This window comes from Streptomyces sp. NPDC005775, from assembly GCF_042871565.1.
Lineage (GTDB): Bacteria > Actinomycetota > Actinomycetes > Streptomycetales > Streptomycetaceae > Streptomyces.
The window spans coordinates 211,300-227,880 of record NZ_JBIAIU010000004.1; the positions used below are offsets into that span (position 1 = coordinate 211,300).

Genomic DNA, 16,581 nt, shown 5'->3' on the forward strand with positions numbered 1-16,581 from the left:
CTAAACTGTCCGACGTGACCGAGAACGCAGCGCAGCAGCCAGCCAGCAACCCCGAACTGCCGACCCAGTACACGCCGGCCGAGGTGGAGGGGAAGCTGTATGAGCGCTGGGTAGAACGCGGTTACTTCGAGGCCGACGAGCACAGCGGCAAGCCGTCGTACTCCGTCGTCATCCCGCCGCCGAACGTCACCGGGTCCTTGCACCTGGGGCACGCCTTCGAGCACACGCTGATCGACGCGCTCGTCCGCCGCAAGCGGATGCAGGGGTTCGAGGCGCTGTACCAACCCGGTCTGGACCACGCCGGCATCGCCACCCAGAACGTCGTCGAGCGGGAGCTCGCCAAGGAGGGCAAGTCCCGCCACGACCTGGGCCGTGAGGCCTTCGTCGAGCGCGTCTGGAAGTGGAAGAACGAGTCCGGCGGCCAGATCTCCGGCCAGATGCGCCGTCTCGGCGAGGGCGTCGCCTGGTCCCGCGAGCGCTTCACCATGGACGAGGGCCTGTCCGAGGCCGTCCAGACCGTCTTCAAGCGGATGTACGACGACGAGCTGATCTACCGCGCCGAGCGCATCATCAACTGGTGCCCGCGCTGTCTCACGGCGATCTCCGACATCGAGGTCGACTACCAGGAGGACGACGGCGAGCTCGTCTCCATGCGGTACGGCGAGGGTGACGAGACCATCGTCGTCGCCACCACCCGCGCCGAGACGATGCTCGGTGACACCGCCGTCGCCGTCCACCCCGACGACGAGCGTTACAAGCACCTGGTCGGCAAGCAGATCAAGCTGCCGCTGACCGACCGTACGATCCCGGTCGTCGCCGACCACCACGTCGACCCCGAGTTCGGTACCGGCGCCGTCAAGGTGACCCCGGCGCACGACCCGAACGACTTCGAGATCGGCAAGCGCCACGACCTGCCGTTCCTCTCGGTCCTCGACGAGCGCGCCGTCATCACCGCCCCCGGCCCCTTCCAGGGCCTGGACCGCCTGGAGGCCCGCTCCGCCATCGTCGCCGCCCTGCGCGCCGACGGCCGGATCGTCGCCGAGAAGCGCCCGTACGTCCACTCCGTCGGGCACTGCTCGCGCTGCAGGACGACCATCGAGCCGCGCCTGTCCCTCCAGTGGTGGGTCAAGGTCGAATCGCTCGCCAAGGCGGCCGGTGACGCCGTCCGCGACGGCAAGGTCAAGATCCACCCGCAGGAGATGGAGAAGCGGTACTTCGACTGGGTCGACAACCTCCACGACTGGTGCATCTCGCGCCAGCTCTGGTGGGGCCACCGCATCCCCGTCTGGTACGGCCCGAACGGCGAGGTCGTCTGCGTCGGACCGGACGACGAGGCGCCCACCGGCGAGGGCTGGACCCAGGACAGCGATGTCCTGGACACCTGGTTCTCCTCCGGCCTGTGGCCGTTCTCCACGCTGGGCTGGCCCGAACGGACCGGCAGCCTCGAGAAGTTCTACCCGAACGCCGTCATGGTCACCGGCTACGACCTCCTCTTCTTCTGGGTCGCCCGGATGATGATGTTCGGCCTGTACGTCAACGACGGCGTCCCGCCGTTCGGGACGATCGTCCTGCACGGCATGGTCCGCGACGAGCACGGCAAGAAGATGTCGAAGTCCTACGGCAACGTGGTCAACCCGCTGGACTGGATGGACAAGTACGGCTCCGACGCGCTCCGTTTCACCCTCGCGCGCGGCGCCAACCCCGGCACCGACGTCCCGATCGGCGAGGAGTGGGTCCAGGGTTCCGCCAAGTTCTCCAACAAGATCTGGAACGCCACCCGCTTCGCGCTGATGAACGGCGCGACGATCGAGGGCGAACTGCCGTCCGCCGACGAGATGTCGGTGACCGACCGCTGGATCCTGTCCCGCCTCAACAAGACGGTCGCCGAAGTCGACGCGTACTACGACGACTACCAGTTCTCCAAGCTCAGCGAGGCGCTCCGGCACTTCGCCTGGGACGAGGTCTTCGACTGGTACGTCGAGCTGTCCAAGACCACGTTCTTCGGCGGCGGCCGTCCGGCCGAGGTCTCGGGCCGGGTCCTCGGCGAGGTCCTCGACGTGATGCTGCGCCTGCTGCACCCGGTCGTCCCGTTCGTCACCGAGACCCTCTGGACCGCGCTCACCGGCCGTGAGTCCGTCGTCATCGCCGACTGGCCGAAGGACAGCGGCTTCCGTGACGACGCGGCCGAGAAGGAGATCGAGCTCGTCCAGCAGGTCGTCACCGAGGTCCGCCGCTTCCGCTCCGACCAGGGCCTGCAGCCCGGCCAGAAGGTTCCGGCCGAGCTCACCCTGACCGGGACCGCGCTCGCCCCGCACGAGGCGGCCATCCGCCAGCTGCTGCGTCTGCAGCCCGCCCAGGACGGCTTCCACGCCACCGCGTCGCTGCCGGTCGCGGGCGCCACCGTCGCCCTCGACCTGTCCGGCACGATCGACATCGACGCCGAGCGTAAGCGCCTCACGAAGGACCTGGAGGCGGCGCGGAAGGAGAAGGCGCAGGCCACGGGCAAGCTCGGCAACGAGGCGTTCCTGGCCAAGGCCCCGGACAACGTGGTCGACAAGATCCGCGGCAGGCTCGCCAAGGCCGAGGCCGACATCGAGCGGATCGCCGGTCAGCTCGAGGCCCTGCCGCAGGGCTGAGACCGGAACCCGGGGAGGCCCCCGTACCCCTTTCACCAGGGGGACGGGGGCCTCCCCGTGTCCCCGTCGCCGGGCGCTGCGCGCGATGTCCGTGCCGGTCCGTAGACTGGCCCCGTGAGTGAGCCCCGCCCTTCCGACCGGCACGACGCGTCCGACTCCGACGAGACCTTCGCGGAGATCGTCGACGAAGCGACCCAGCGCGACCCCGACCTGGCGGTGATCGAGGCCGGCAGCCGTACGCTGCGCGCCGCCTCCGGACCGCCGACGGGCGACGAAGTCCCCACCCGCCCCGCCGACCCGGAGGTGGACAAGGCGCTGCGCGCGGTGGAGCAGGAGCTCGCCGGGCGCTGGGGCGAGACCAAGCTGGAGCCGTCCGTGACGCGCATCGCCGCGCTGATGGACGTGCTCGGCGAGCCGCAGCGCGCCTACCCCTCCATCCACATCACGGGAACCAACGGCAAGACGAGCACGGCCCGCATGATCGAGGCCCTGCTCGGTGCGTTCGACCTGCGCACCGGCCGCTACACCTCGCCGCACGTCCAGTCGATCACCGAGCGGATCAGCCTGGACGGCTCCCCGATGGACCCCGAGCGGTTCGTCGAGACCTACGAGGACATCAAGCCGTACGTCGAGATGGTCGACGCGCAGCAGCCCTACCGCCTCTCCTTCTTCGAGGTGCTCACCGGCATGGCGTACGCGGCCTTCGCCGACGCGCCGGTCGATGTCGCCGTCGTCGAGGTCGGCATGGGCGGCACCTGGGACGCGACCAACGTGATCGACTCCACGGTCGCCGTCGTCACCCCCATCTCGCTGGACCACACCGACCGGCTGGGCTCCACGCGGGGCGAGATCGCGGGGGAGAAGGCCGGGATCATCAAGCAGGGCGCGACGGTCATCCTCTCCCAGCAGCCCGTCGACGCCGCTCAGGTGATGCTGAAGAAGGCCGTCGAGGTCGACGCCACCGTGGCCCGCGAGGGCATGGAGTTCGGCGTCGCCTCGCGCGAGATCGCGGTCGGCGGCCAGCTGCTGACCCTGCGCGGCCTCGGCGGCGAGTACACAGACGTCTTCCTTCCGCTGTACGGCGCCCACCAGGCGCGGAACGCCGTGGTGGCGCTCTGTGCGGTCGAGGCGTTCTTCGGCATCGGCGCCGAGCAGACCGGATCGCTCGACGCCGACATCGTCCGCAAGGCCTTCGCCTCGGTGATCTCGCCGGGCCGCCTCGAAGTGGTCCGATCCAGCCCCACCGTCGTCCTGGACGCCGCGCACAACCCGGCGGGCGCCCTGGCGAGCGCCGAGGGGCTCTCCGAGGCGTTCGGCTTCTCCCGGCTCATCGGTGTGGTCGGCGCCAGCGCCGACAAGGACGTGCGGGGCCTCCTGGAGGCCTTCGAGCCGATCTTCGCCGAGGTCGTCGTCACGCAGAACTCCAGCGCACGCGCGATGGACGCCGACGAGCTCGCGGCGGTCGCCGTCGAGGTCTTCGGCAACGACCGGGTGCAGGTCGAACCCCGGCTCGACGACGCGCTGGAGGCGGCGATCACCCTCGCCGAGGAAGAGGACGAGTACGCGGGCGCCGGGGTGCTGGTGACCGGATCCGTGATCACGGTCGGCGAGGCCCGGCTGCTTCTGGGAAGGGGCTGACCCGTGCGTACGCTCTGCGCGTCGACGCTGATCGGTGAGTTCTTCGTGATCGGGTTCGCCGGACTCGTCGCCATGAAGTCCGACGACCTGACGTCCGCGACGGTCTGGACGGTCTGTGGCATCGGCATGCTGCTCTCCGTGCTGCTCTGCGGGATGCTCACCCGTCCGGGCGGCATACAGCTCGGCTGGGCGCTCCAGATCGCGCTGGTCGCCAGCGGCTTCGTCGTCCCGATGATGTTCGTCCTCGGCGTGGTCTTCGGCGGCCTGTGGTGGGCCTCCGTGCACTACGGCCGCAAGATCGACGAGGTGAAGGCCCGGTGGGCCGCGCAGGAAGCGGCACAGGCCGCGGCCGGCAGCTGAGAGGCTGCCGGGCCGTCCGCGATCGAGCGGTCAAACCCGGCCGCCGGCCCGTCACCGCACCCCTGTAACCTCGCCTCACCGCACCCGCATGCCTGCAAGGAGCCGCACATGACCCAGCGCACCCTCGTTCTTCTCAAGCCCGACGCCGTCCGTCGCGGTCTGGTCGGCGAAGTCGTCGGCCGCATCGAGCGCAAGGCCGGCTGGAAGATCACGGCGCTGGAGCTCCGTACCCTCGACCGCGCCACGCTGGAGCAGCACTACGCCGAACACGTCGGCCGCCCGTTCTACGAGCCGCTCGTCGAGTTCATGCAGTCCGGTCCGATCGTCGCCCTGGTGGCCGAGGGCGAGCGGGTCATCGAGGGCGTACGCGCCCTGGCCGGCCCCACCGACCCGATCGCCGCCGCGCCCGGATCGATTCGTGGCGACTTCGGCACCATCACCCGGGAGAACCTCATCCACGCCTCGGACTCCGAGGAGTCCGCGGAGCGGGAAATGAAGCTGTTCTTTCCGGGACTTTCCTGACCTCGGATCAGCCGAACAGCGCTCATGACCTGGGGCGACCGAAGTAATTCGGTCGCCCTTCGGCATAGGGTCCCCGCTCGCGGGAACGCATCCCCCCGACGTAACGTCACCATGAGTGGAACGGCCACCCGTTCTGCTCAGCATGGCGAAGGACCCTCGCGCTGTGTCGGCGTGTCCGGCACTACGATGGAAGCTTCCACGCCCGCAGCGCTCATCTCGCCTACCAAAACAAGCCATCGCTTTCGCTTGGGAAGGCCCGACGCATCCTCATGGGGAACAAGGGGAACTCAATGTCGTTCATCGGCCGTGACATGGCTATCGACCTCGGGACTGCCAACACGCTGGTGTACGTCAGGGGGCGCGGCATCGTTTTGAACGAGCCGTCCGTCGTGGCCATCAACACCAACACCGGCGGCATCCTGGCGGTCGGTTCCGAGGCCAAGAAGATGATCGGCCGTACACCGGGCAACATCGTTGCCGTACGGCCCCTGAAGGACGGCGTGATCGCCGACTTCGAGATCACGGAGCGGATGCTCCGCTACTTCATCCTGAAGATCCACAAGCGCCGCTACCTGGCCCGCCCGCGGGTCGTCGTCTGTGTGCCCTCCGGCATCACCGGGGTCGAGCGACGCGCCGTCATCGAGGCGTCGACGCAGGCCGGCGCGCGCCAGGTGCACATCATCGAGGAGCCCATGGCGGCGGCCATCGGCTCCGGCCTGCCGGTCCACGAGGCCACCGGCAACATGGTCGTCGACATCGGTGGCGGCACCACCGAGGTCGCGGTCATCTCGCTCGGCGGAATCGTCACCGCCCAGTCGATCCGGGTCGCCGGTGACGAACTGGACAACGCGATCATCCAGCACATCAAGAAGGAGTACTCGCTCCTCCTCGGTGAGCGCACCGCCGAGCAGATCAAGATCACCATCGGTTCGGCCTTCGAGCTGGAGAAGGACGAGCACACCGAGATCCGCGGCCGCGACCTCGTCTCGGGCCTGCCCAAGACCGTGGTCATCTCCGCCACCGAGGTCCGCAAGGCGATCGAGGAGCCGGTCAACGCGATCGTCGACGCGGTCAAGACGACGCTGGACAAGTGCCCGCCGGAGCTGTCCGGCGACGTCATGGACCGCGGCATCGTCCTGACCGGCGGCGGCGCGCTGCTGCGCGGACTGGACGAGCGGCTGCGCCACGAGACGGGCATGCCGATCCACATCGCCGAGGACCCGCTGGACTCCGTCGCGCTCGGATCCGGCAAGTGCGTCGAGGAGTTCGAGGCGCTCCAGCAGGTGCTGGACGCCCAGCCCCGACGGTAGAAACCCCATCGGCCCTCCGTGCGGACGCTGCCGCTCCGCACGGAGGATCGTTGATATACAGGCACGAACATTCCTACGAGGAAGGCACGGCCGCCGCACGTGAGGGACACACGAGAGAGCCGGCTGCTCCTGGTGCTGCTGATCGCCATCGCATTCGCACTGATCACGGTGGACATCCGCGGCGGCGAGGCGTCACCGGTGGACGGCGCCCGGCAGGCCGCCGCCACCGTCTTCGGACCGGTGGAGAACGGCGTGGCGTCAGCGGTCGACCCGGTGGGCAACGCCATAGGGGCCGTACGCGCCTCCGGCACCCGCCACGACAAGATCACCGCGCTGGAGCAGGAGAACGCCGCGCTCAAGGTGAAGCTGGGCAGCGACGACCGCAACCGCAGCCGGGTCCGCGAGCTCGACAAGATGCTCAAGAAGTCGGACGCCGGCCAGTACGGCATCAAGGCCGCCGAAGTCATCGCCATAGGAGCGGCCCAGGGCTTCTCCTGGACGGTCACCATCGACGCCGGCTCCAAGGACGGCCTCAAGCGCGACATGACCGTCCTCAACGGTGACGGACTTGTCGGACGCGTCACCACCGTCGGCCCGGACACCGCCACGGTGCTCCTGGCCAACGACCCCGACTTCACCGTCGGCACCCGGATGGAGTCCACCGACGAACTCGGTTTCGCCACCGGCCAGGGCTCGCGCCCGCTGTCCGTCCAGTTCCTGAACGGCAAGGCCAAGGTCAAGAAGGGCGACCGCCTCGTCACGTTCGGCTCCAGCAAGGACAAGCCCTTCGTGCCCGGCGTCCCGGTCGGCGAGGTCGTCCGGGTCGACCCGTCCGGCGGCGACCTGACCCGTACGGTCTACGTCCGCCCGTACGTCGGCTTCACCAAGCTCGACATCGTCGGCATCGTCGTCCAGGCACCCCGCGAGGACCCGCGCGACGCGGTCCTGCCGAAGAAGCCCGTCAAGGCGGCCAAGCCGAAGCCCACCCCGACCGTCACCGTCACCATCTCGCCCAACGGCGACGTCGTCGACACCAACGGCAAAGTCGTGGGCAACATCCACCAGAGCGCGACCCCCAGCGGCAACCCGAGCCCCGACCCCAGCGGGAACGCGACACCGAACGCCGGCAACGCGGTAAACGAACAGAGGTAGAGCTGATCCCCATGCACGTCAACCGGACTCTGCTCTCCATCGTTCTGGTCGTGGTCGCCCTCGTCGTCCAGGTGTCCGTACTCGCCCGGCTCCAGCTCCCCGGCGCCGTACCCGATCTGCTGCTCATGGTCGTCCTCGGACTGGCCTTCGTCTACGGGCACGTCAGCGGGGCCCTCATCGGCTTCGGCGCGGGCCTCCTCGCCGACCTGGCACCCCCGGCCGACCACGCCGCCGGACGCTACGCCCTGGTGCTCTGCGTCATCGGCTACCTCGCCGGACTGGCCAGGCCCGAGAACGGACAGCTCAAGTCCGCCTTCCTCCCGATGGCCGTGGTCGTCGCGGCCGCGATCGGATCGACCCTGCTCTACGCGGGCGTCGGCGCTCTCGTCGGCGACACGGCCGCCCGCCACGTGGGCCTCGGCAGCCTTCTGTTCACCGCGGCCGTCTACGACCTGCTCCTCGCACCGTTCACCGTGCCGCTGATCATGGCCATCGCCAGACGCACGGTGAACGACCCGCTGACCGAGTCCTCCTCCGGCCGCGGCGACGCGGCGGCCGGCTGGCTCGCCGCGGGCACCGGACTGCGGATCGGCAGCCAGCGCGGCGGACTGCGCGTCAAGGCCGCCCGCAACCGGGCCGCACGCGCCGGACGGATCAAGGGAGTCAAGCGACTGTGAGGCCGCATTCCTCCGGGGGCAACCCCACCCCCAGCCCGACCACCACCGGGGGCGCCCCGTGACCAACATCCCCGAGACGGGCCGGACCCAGCGGGTCCAGATCCGCCTCATCGTCATCCAGGTGCTCGTCTTCTCCCTGCTGCTCACCCTCGGCGGCCGCCTCTGGTACCTCCAGATCCGCAACGGCCAGGAGTACTCCGACGAGGCGAAGAACAACCACGTCCAGCAGGTCGTCCAGCCCGCCGCCCGCGGCTCCATTCTCGACGCCCGCGGCGTACCGCTGGCCGACAACGAGACCCGCCTCGTCGTCTCCGCCAGCCGCACCGAGCTGCTGAAGATGGACGACGACGGCAAGGGCGTACTGACCCGGCTCGCCGGCGTCCTCGACCTGAAGCCCAAGGACGTCATCGACAAGGTCCGGCTCTGCGACGCGAAGACCCCGCAGCCCTGCTGGAACGGCTCGCCCTACCAGCCGATCCCGGTCACCGACGAGGCCACCACCCAGCAGGCCCTCCAGATCCGCGAACGCGCCGAGGACTTCCCCGGCATCACCGCCGAGCCCACCGCCGTCCGCCGCTACGCCGCCCCCGGCAAGGCCAACACCGCCCAGGTCCTCGGCTACCTCTCACCCGTCACCGACGACGAGATCACCAAGGCCCAGGACACCGAATCGCCCTACCTGCGCTCCGACATGGTCGGCCGCTCCGGCCTGGAGCGCACGTACGACAAGGAGCTGCGCGGCAAGGCGGGCGTCACCCGCTACGAGGTCGACAACCTCGGCCGCGTCATCGGCGAGGCCAAGAACGACGAGGCGGAGGCCGGCGCGAGCGTCGTCACCTCCATCGACGCCCGCGTCCAGGCCGTCGCCGAGTACGAGCTCAACCAGGCCATGAAGACGGCCCGGACCGAGTTCGACAAGAACACCGGCGAGAACTACAAGGCCGACTCCGGCGCCGTCGTCGTCATGGAGGCCAAGACCGGCCGGGTCGTCTCCATGGCCTCCCTGCCCAACTACGACCCCAACGCCTGGGTCGGCGGCATCTCCGGCAAGGACTACGCCAAGCTGACGGGCAAGAACTCCAACTTCCCGCTGCTGAACCGGGCCATCCAGGGCCAGGCCGCCCCCGGCTCCATCTTCAAGGTCATCTCCTCCACCGCCGCCGTCAACGCCGGCTACCCCTTCGACGGCAACTACCCCTGCCCCAGCTCGTACTCCATCGGTGGCCAGACCTTCAAGAACTTCGAGTCCCAGGGCTACGGCAGCATCTCCATCGGCCGCGCCCTCGAAGTCTCCTGCGACACCGTGTACTACGGCCTCGCGCACAAGGAGTGGCAGAAGGACGGCGGGAACAACCCCAAGAAGAACCCGAACGACTGGTTCTACAAGACCGCCCACCAGTTCGGCCTCGGCAAGGAGACCGGCATCGACCTCCCCAACGAGGTCAGCGGCCGCGTCCCGGACCGCGAGTGGAAGAAGAACTTCGCCAAGGCCAACCACGACGCCTGGTGCAAGCAGGGCAAGAAGGACGGCACGTACGTCGAGAAGATCGCCTACGAGAACTGCCTCGAAGGCGACAAGATGCGCGCCGGTGACTCCGTCAACTACTCGATCGGCCAGGGCGACACCCTCGTCACCCCGATCCAGATGGCCACCATCTACGCGGCCATCTCCAACGGAGGCACCCTCTACGACCCCACCGTCGGCAAGGCGATCGTCAGCGGCGACGGACGGACCGTCCAGGCGATCGAGCCGACGTCGCACGGCAAGCTCCCCTTCACCAAGAAGACGCGCAACGAAATAGACCAAGCCCTCGCGGGTGTCGCGACCCGCGGCTCCGCCGCCTGGCGATTCGGCGGCTGGCCGCAGGACAAGATCCCGATGCACGCCAAGACGGGCACGGCCGAGGTCTACGGCAAGCAGACGACCTCCTGGTTCGCCACGTACACCAAGGACTACTCGATCGTCATGACGATCTCCCAGGGCGGTACGGGTTCCGGAGCATCCGGGCCCGCCGTCCGCAACATCTACAACGCGCTCTACGGCCTCGACGCCACCGGCAAGCAGGACCTCAAGAAGGCGTTGCTGCCCACGCCGCAGAAGTCCCTGCCGAAGATCCAGACGGACGGCACCATCGACGCCCCGACGGTTCTGCCGTACAACCCCGAGTCGCAGAAGCCGCCCACCGAGCAGACGCTCGCCGCGGTACTGGGGAGGCGTGACTGATGGCAGGCTTCTCCGTCCAGCGGTACGCGCCCGACCGCGGGGCCTGGGGCAGGATCACCGCCCGCGACTCCGTGGCGCGCCGCCTCGACTGGCCGCTGCTCGGCTCCGCGATCGCGCTCTCCTTCATCGGCTCGCTGCTCGTCTGGTCGGCGACCCGGGGACGCGACTCGCTCACCCACGGCGACCCGTACTACTTCCTCTTCCGCCACGCCCTCAACACCGGCATCGGCTTCGCCCTGATGATCGGGACGATCTGGCTCGGCCACCGGACCCTGCGCGGCGCGGTGCCGATCCTGTACGGCCTGTCCGTGCTCCTCGTGATGGCGGTCCTCACCCCGCTGGGCGCCACCGTCAACGGCGCCCACGCCTGGATCCTCCTGCCCGGCGGCTTCTCCCTGCAGCCCTCCGAGTTCACCAAGATCACGATCATCCTCGGCATGGCGATGCTGCTCGCCGCCCGCGTCGACGCGGGTGACCAACTCCACCCCGACCACCGGACCGTCGCCAAGGCACTCGGCCTGGCCGCGCTCCCCATGGCCGTCGTCATGGGAATGCCGGACCTCGGCTCCGTGATGGTCATGGTCGTCATCGTGCTCGGCGTGCTGCTGGCCTCGGGGGCGTCGAACCGCTGGGTCTTCGGCATCCTCGGAGCGGGCGTCGCCGGAGCCGTCGCCATCTGGCAGCTCGGGCTCCTCGACGACTACCAGATCGCCCGGTTCGCCGCCTTCGCCAACCCCGCCCTCGACCCGGCCGGCGTCGGCTACAACACCAACCAGGCCCGGATCGCGATCGGCTCCGGCGGCCTCTCCGGCACCGGCCTCTTCCAGGGCACCCAGACCACCGGCCAGTTCGTCCCCGAGCAGCAGACCGACTTCGTCTTCACCGTCGCCGGCGAGGAACTCGGCTTCCTCGGCGCCGGACTGATCCTCGTCCTCCTCGGCATCGTCCTGTGGCGCGCCTGCCGCATCGCCCGCGAGACCACCGAGCTCTACGGCACCATCGTCGCCGCCGGAATCATCGCCTGGTTCGCCTTCCAGGCCTTCGAGAACATCGGCATGACGCTCGGCATCATGCCGGTCGCCGGACTGCCCCTGCCGTTCGTCTCCTACGGAGGCTCGTCGATGTTCGCCGTCTGGGTGGCCATCGGGCTGCTCCAGTCGATCCGGGTGCAGCGGCCGATAACGGCCTGAGCCGTCGCGGGCCCACTGCCCATCCGCGGCCATCCCGTCTAGATTCGATGCATGGCGGACTCGAAGCGCGAGATCGAGCGGAAGTACGAAGCCACCGGCGCCACCCGGCTGCCCGACCTCGGCCGGGTGGCCGGCGTGGCGGCCGTCGACCACCGGGGCGTCATGGAACTCGACGCCGTCTACTACGACACCGAGGACCTCCGGCTCGCCGCCGACTCCCTCACCCTGCGCCGCCGGACCGGCGGCGACGACGCCGGCTGGCACCTCAAGTTCCCGGTCTCCTCCGGTATCCGGGACGAAATCGGCGCCCCGCTCTCCGACACCCTGCCCCCCGCCCTCGCCGCGCTGATCCGCTCCCGGGCCCGGGACACCCCCGTCGTCCCCGTGGTCCGGCTCCGCTCCGCCCGCGACATCCACCTGCTCACCGGGGCGGACGGCGCGCCCCTGGCCGAACTCAGCGTCGACGAGGTCCGGGCCGAGCGGCTGCACGGCGGCAGCGGCACCACCGCGTGGACCGAGATCGAGGTCGAACTCGCCGACGACGGCGACCCCGCCTTCCTCGACGCCGTCGAGAAGCGGCTGCGCAAGGCCGGGATACGGCCCTCCACGGCCCCCTCCAAACTCTCCCGCGCCCTGGCGGAGACCACGCCGAAGAAGAAGGAGCGGCCCGAGTCCCCCACGCCGCCGCACACCGCGGGCGACCACGTCCTCGCCTACGTACGCCACCAGATCACCGAGATCGTCGCCCAGGACCCGGCCGTCCGCCGCGGCCTGCCCGACGCCGTCCACCGGATGCGCGTCGCCACCCGCAGACTCCGCAGCGCCCTCCGCACGCACCGCAAGGTCCTCGACCGGACGGTCACCGACCCCGTCGGCGCGGAGCTGAAGTGGCTCGCGGCGGAACTCGGCGTCGACCGCGACCAGGAGGTCCTCGACGCCCGCCTGCGCACCCGGCTCGAAGCCCTGCCCCGCACCCTTGCCCTCGGCCCCGTCCGCGCCCGACTGCGGATCTGGTCCACGGCCCGCCGCATCGGCACCCGCCGCCGTACCCTCGCGGTCCTCGACGGCACCCGCTACCTCGCCCTGCTGGGCACGCTGCACGCGCTCCTCGCCGACCCGCCCCTGCTGCCCGCTGCCGCCGGCCCGCCCGGCAAGGCGCTCGCCCGCGCCGCGCACAAGGACCACAAGCGCCTCACCGCGCGGGTCGCGCACGCCCTGGAGCTCCCGCCGGGCCCCGGCCGCGACGCCGCTCTCCACGACGCCCGCAAGGCGGCGAAACGCGCACGGTACGCGGCGGAGGCTGCCCGCCCCGCCCTCGGGAAACCGGCCAGGAAGGCCGTCAAGCGACTCAAGGCCGTCCAGAGCCTCCTGGGCGACCACCAGGACAGCGTCGTCGCCCGCGACGCCCTGCGCACCCTCGCCGTCCAGGCCCACGCGGCGGGGGAGTCCTCGTTCACCTGGGGGCTGCTGCACGGACAGGAGGAGGCTAAGGCCGCGGCGCGCGAGCGTGAGCTGCCGCAGGCCTGGGCCCGGGCTTCCCGGGCGGAGATCCGGGCGGCGTCCGGAAGCTGAGCAGCGCGGTACGCTGGATGGTCACCCCTGCCAGCTCTCGAAAGTTCGCGATGTCTGTCGATTCGGTCTTCCCACAGCTCGAAGCTCTGCTCCCGCATGTGCAGAAGCCCATCCAGTACGTCGGCGGTGAGCTGAACTCCACCGTCAAACCGTGGGACGAATGCGACGTCCGCTGGGCCCTCATGTACCCGGACGCGTACGAGGTCGGGCTCCCCAACCAGGGCGTCATGATCCTGTACGAGGTACTCAACGAGCGCCAGGGCGTCCTCGCGGAGCGCACGTACAGCGTCTGGCCGGACCTCGAAGCGCTGATGCGCGAGCACGAGGTGCCGCAGTTCACCGTGGACGGCCACCGCCCGGTCAAGGCGTTCGACGTCTTCGGGCTGAGCTTCTCCACCGAGCTCGGCTACACCAACATGCTCACCGCCCTGGACCTGGCCGGCATCCCCCTCTCCGCCAAGGACCGCGGCCTCGACGACCCGATCGTCCTCGCGGGCGGCCACGCCGCGTTCAACCCCGAGCCGATCGCGGAGTTCATCGACTGCGCGGTCATCGGCGACGGCGAGCAGGCGGTCCTGGAGATCACCGAGATCATCCGCGTCTGGAAGGCCGAGGGCCGCCCCGGCGGCCGCGAGGAGGTGCTCTTCCGCCTCGCGAAGACCGGAGGCGTCTACGTCCCCGGCTTCTACGACGTCGAGTACCTCCCGGACGGCCGCATCGGCCGCGTCGTCCCGAACAAGTCGGGCGTGCCGTGGCGCGTGTCCAAGCACACCGTCATGGACCTCGACGAGTGGCCCTACCCCAAGCAGCCCCTCGTCCCGCTCGCCGAGACCGTCCACGAGCGGATGTCCGTGGAGATCTTCCGCGGCTGCACCCGCGGCTGCCGTTTCTGCCAGGCCGGCATGATCACGCGCCCCGTACGGGAGCGAAGCATCACCGGCATCGGCGACATGGTGGAGAAGGGCCTCAAGGCGACGGGCTTCGAGGAAGTGGGCCTGCTCTCGCTCTCCTCCGCGGACCACACCGAGATCGGTGAGATCGCCAAGGGCCTCGCGGACCGCTACACCGAGGACAAGATCGGCCTCTCGCTGCCCTCCACCCGCGTCGACGCGTTCAACGTGGACCTGGCCAACGAGCTGACACGCAACGGCCGCCGCTCCGGTCTCACCTTCGCCCCCGAGGGCGGCTCCGAGCGCCTGCGCAAGGTCATCAACAAGATGGTCTCGGAGGAGGACCTGATCCGTACGGTCTCCACCGCGTACGGCAACGGCTGGCGTCAGGTGAAGCTGTACTTCATGTGCGGCCTGCCCACCGAGACCGATGAGGACGTCCTGCAGATCGGTGACATGGCGGTCAAGGTGATCGCCAAGGGCCGCGAGGTCTCCGGGCAGAACGACATCCGCTGCACCGTCTCGATCGGCGGCTTCGTCCCCAAGCCGCACACCCCCTTCCAGTGGGCCCCGCAGCTCAGCGCCGACGAGACGGACGCCCGGCTGACCAAGCTCCGCGACAAGATCCGCGGCGACAAGAAGTACGGCCGCTCGATCGGCTTCCGCTACCACGACGGCAAGCCCGGCATCGTCGAGGGCCTGCTCTCCCGCGGCGACCGCCGCGTCGGCTCCGTCATCCGCGCCGTCTACGAGGCGGGCGGCCGCTTCGACGGCTGGCGCGAGTACTTCAGCTACGACCTGTGGATGAAGAGCGCGGAGAAGACGCTGCCCGACTTCGGCGTCGACGTCGACTGGTACACCACCCGCGAGCGGACGTACGAGGAGGTCCTGCCCTGGGACCACTTGGACTCCGGCCTCGACAAGGAATGGCTCTGGGAGGACTGGCAGGACTCGCTCGACGAGACCGAGGTCGAGGACTGCCGCTGGACGCCGTGCTTCGATTGCGGAGTGTGTCCTCAGATGGACACGAGCATTCAGATCGGCCCGACGGGCAAGAAGCTCCTGCCGCTGACGGTCGTGAAGTGAGAAACCGTCAGTGAACCGACACCGCCCGGCTCCTGACGGGTGACAGCTTGGTGACGAAGGTCCGGCCGCGGGAAACTCCCGGCCGGACCTTTGCGTCATGAGGTGCATGGAATACGGAAAGCACCAGGCACCCGCGCGGTACGAGAGCGGCGACGGCTGCCTCACCACGCTCGTCAGGATTCCGGTGAGGATCGTCGTCCTCGTCCTCGTCCTGCCGGTGCGTATGGTCTGGGACGCCCTCGTCGTGGGCGCCCGTGCCGCCGACCGGATTCTGCTGCGCCCGCTGGGGCGGGCGCTGGCGTGGCTGTTCGAGGTGCTGGTCGCGATCCCGGCCCGCTGGCTGTACGCGTGGGTACTGACCCCGCTCGGGCACGGGCTGCGGTGGGTGGCCGTGGCGGTGTTCGTGTGGCCGTGGGTCGCGCTGTGGCGGTACGTGGTGGTGCCCGGGGTGCGCTACGGGCTCGTGGTACCGGTCACGTGGATGTACGAGCGAGTGCTCACCCCGCTCGGGCACGGACTGCGGTGGCTCGGGCGGGCGCTGCTGCTCCCGGCCGCACGCGGGATCGCCGCTGCCGTGGAGTGGCTGCTGACCGCCGTCCTCGTCATGCCGGTGGTCCTGCTGTGGCGGTACGTCCTCAAGCCACTGGGGCAGGCCGTCGCCTGGCTGGTGGAGCACCTGATCGTGCTGCCGCTCGGGTGGACGTACCGGGTACTGCTCACCCCGATGGGTCACGGCATCGCCCGGCTCCTCGATCTGCTGGTCCGCGGCGTCGGGGCCGGCTGCCGGGGGCTGTGGGCCGGCGTCCGGTGGCTGGTCACGGTGCTGCTCGTCCTTCCGGTGGTCTGGGTGTACCGGCGGATCCTGACCCCCGTCGGCCGGGAGATCGCCGCCGCGTTCGCTGTCGGCTGGCGTGTCGCCGGGTTCGTCTCGCGGGCCGTCGGCCGGGCCCTGGCCCGGCTGGCGTGGCACCTCGTCGGGGCGCCGGCGGCCTGGGCCTACCGTGCGGTGTGCACCCCGGTGGGGCACTTCCTGCGCGACGCCGTGCTCGCACCGGCCGGGCGGGCCGCCCTGGCGGTGGGCCGGACGGCCCGGGAGACGCTGCGCACGGCACGCGAGACCGTACGGCGGGCCAGGCGTGACGCGTGGCGAGCACTGGTCGGCGGGCCACGGGAATCCGAGCCCCGGGAACCGGGAAGCCTGTCTGCGCGTACTCTGGGTAGTACAACGATCGTGCCCAGCGCGGCGCCCGAACCAGAGATCTCCCTGCTGAAGGAGCAATCCGTCCAGCAGGGGTGAGCCGGACCGGGCACCCCCGGGCCACCC

The 16,581-nt window shown here is 70.0% G+C and carries 12 protein-coding genes; all 12 read left to right on the forward strand.

Annotated features, from left to right (window positions below; all coding sequences use genetic code 11):
* Nucleotides 1–14: 14 nt before the first annotated feature.
* Complete coding sequence (locus ACFYPA_RS11355) at nt 15–2,636, forward strand: valine--tRNA ligase (protein ID WP_359085185.1); 2,622 nt, start codon at nt 15–17, stop codon at nt 2,634–2,636.
* 114 nt (nt 2,637–2,750) lie between these two features.
* A complete protein-coding gene (locus tag ACFYPA_RS11360; protein ID WP_359319563.1) occupies nt 2,751–4,274 on the forward strand; it encodes a folylpolyglutamate synthase/dihydrofolate synthase family protein in 1,524 nt (507 codons plus the stop codon).
* A gap of 3 nt (nt 4,275–4,277) precedes the next feature.
* Nucleotides 4,278–4,634, forward strand: a complete 357-nt coding sequence (locus ACFYPA_RS11365) for a DUF4233 domain-containing protein (protein ID WP_359085183.1) — start codon at nt 4,278–4,280, stop codon at nt 4,632–4,634.
* A gap of 108 nt (nt 4,635–4,742) precedes the next feature.
* Entirely contained in the window at nt 4,743–5,156 is a 414-nt protein-coding gene (gene ndk, locus ACFYPA_RS11370) for a nucleoside-diphosphate kinase (RefSeq protein ID WP_359085182.1), read from the forward strand.
* A gap of 290 nt (nt 5,157–5,446) precedes the next feature.
* Nucleotides 5,447–6,466 carry a rod shape-determining protein gene (locus ACFYPA_RS11375; RefSeq protein WP_073723157.1) on the forward strand — a complete coding sequence of 340 codons (1,020 nt, stop codon included), beginning with the start codon at nt 5,447–5,449 and terminating at the stop codon, nt 6,464–6,466.
* A gap of 99 nt (nt 6,467–6,565) precedes the next feature.
* On the forward strand, nt 6,566–7,618 hold the full coding sequence (gene mreC / locus ACFYPA_RS11380; RefSeq protein ID WP_359085181.1) for a rod shape-determining protein MreC: 1,053 nt from the start codon (nt 6,566–6,568) through the stop codon (nt 7,616–7,618).
* Between the two features lie 11 nt (nt 7,619–7,629).
* A complete protein-coding gene (mreD, locus tag ACFYPA_RS11385; protein WP_359085180.1) occupies nt 7,630–8,295 on the forward strand; it encodes a rod shape-determining protein MreD in 666 nt (221 codons plus the stop codon).
* A 58-nt stretch (nt 8,296–8,353) separates the two neighbouring features.
* Nucleotides 8,354–10,519, forward strand: coding sequence for a penicillin-binding protein 2 (gene mrdA, locus ACFYPA_RS11390; RefSeq protein WP_359085179.1), 2,166 nt, complete (start codon nt 8,354–8,356; stop codon nt 10,517–10,519).
* Nucleotides 10,519–11,709, forward strand: a complete 1,191-nt coding sequence (rodA, locus tag ACFYPA_RS11395) for a rod shape-determining protein RodA (RefSeq protein WP_359085178.1) — start codon at nt 10,519–10,521, stop codon at nt 11,707–11,709. Before mrdA ends, rodA begins: the two co-directional genes overlap by 1 nt.
* Before the next feature lie 51 nt (nt 11,710–11,760).
* Nucleotides 11,761–13,281, forward strand: a complete 1,521-nt coding sequence (locus ACFYPA_RS11400; RefSeq protein WP_359085177.1) for a CYTH and CHAD domain-containing protein — start codon at nt 11,761–11,763, stop codon at nt 13,279–13,281.
* Nucleotides 13,282–13,331: 50 nt separating this feature from the next.
* Nucleotides 13,332–15,257, forward strand: coding sequence for a TIGR03960 family B12-binding radical SAM protein (locus ACFYPA_RS11405; RefSeq protein ID WP_389131260.1), 1,926 nt, complete (start codon nt 13,332–13,334; stop codon nt 15,255–15,257).
* 106 nt (nt 15,258–15,363) lie between these two features.
* Entirely contained in the window at nt 15,364–16,554 is a 1,191-nt protein-coding gene (locus ACFYPA_RS11410; RefSeq protein ID WP_359085175.1) for a hypothetical protein, read from the forward strand.
* Nucleotides 16,555–16,581: the final 27 nt, after the last annotated feature.

Excerpts from the sequence above, each read along its gene's own strand:
- rodA (WP_359085178.1), top strand. The coding sequence starts at position 10,519 with ATGGCAGGCTTCTCCGTCCAGCGGTACGCGCCCGACCGCGGGGCCTGG.
- ACFYPA_RS11400 (WP_359085177.1), top strand. The coding sequence starts at position 11,761 with ATGGCGGACTCGAAGCGCGAGATCGAGCGGAAGTACGAAGCCACCGGC.
- ACFYPA_RS11405 (WP_389131260.1), top strand. The coding sequence starts at position 13,332 with ATGTCTGTCGATTCGGTCTTCCCACAGCTCGAAGCTCTGCTCCCGCAT.
- ACFYPA_RS11410 (WP_359085175.1), top strand. The coding sequence starts at position 15,364 with ATGGAATACGGAAAGCACCAGGCACCCGCGCGGTACGAGAGCGGCGAC.
- mreD (WP_359085180.1), top strand. The coding sequence starts at position 7,630 with ATGCACGTCAACCGGACTCTGCTCTCCATCGTTCTGGTCGTGGTCGCC.
- ACFYPA_RS11375 (WP_073723157.1), top strand. The coding sequence starts at position 5,447 with ATGTCGTTCATCGGCCGTGACATGGCTATCGACCTCGGGACTGCCAAC.
- ndk (WP_359085182.1), top strand. The coding sequence starts at position 4,743 with ATGACCCAGCGCACCCTCGTTCTTCTCAAGCCCGACGCCGTCCGTCGC.